Origin of the sequence: Pseudomonas sp. R25(2017) (genome assembly GCF_002112565.1) — a bacterium.
In the GTDB taxonomy this organism is placed as follows: domain Bacteria; phylum Pseudomonadota; class Gammaproteobacteria; order Pseudomonadales; family Pseudomonadaceae; genus Aquipseudomonas; species Aquipseudomonas ekonensis.
The window spans coordinates 1-558 of the sequence record NZ_NEHZ01000055.1 but is presented as its reverse complement, the minus strand read 5'-3'; the positions used below and the strand labels follow the sequence as shown (position 1 = coordinate 558).

Sequence of the window (558 nt, the reverse complement as noted above, 5' to 3'; positions counted from 1 at the left end):
GGCACGCTGACCACCCGGATCGGCGGGCAGCTCGACAACCGCAAAGGCTTGATCCAGGCCAACGGCGCGATGGATGTGCAGGCCACCCGCCTGGACAACCGCGCCGGCAAGGTCTCCGGCCTCGACACCCTCACCGTCGACAGTGCCGAAGCCGACAACCGCGGCGGAACGATCCGCGCGGACAAGGCACTGACGCTGCGCACCGGCACCCTGGACAACCGCAGCCTGGGCCGCCTCGAAAGCAAGTCGGCACTGACCTTCGACGGGACACGGCTGGACAACAGCGACAAGGGCCTGATCACCGCGACGGGGCCGCTGAGCCTCAAGGCCAAGGAGGTGATCAACAACGGCGCCGGGCGCATCTCCGGCAAGGGCGACATCGAGGCGAACATCGACGCCCTGAGCCAGCAGGGCGGTGAACTGGTCGCCGAAGGCAACCTGACGCTGACCGGCAAGCAACTGGGCAACCGCGAGGACAGCCTGGTCGCTTCGCTCAAGGCCCTGACCGTGAACGTCGATCAGATCGACAACCGGGGCGGTTCGCTGTCCGGCGGGCAG

Annotated in this window: 1 protein-coding gene; it reads left to right on the top strand. The window is 67.9% G+C overall.

Annotated elements, in window-relative coordinates; genetic code table 11:
- Window positions 1–558: hypothetical protein (locus CAG31_RS28010; protein WP_139832663.1), on the top strand; the 558-nt coding region annotated here is incomplete at both ends.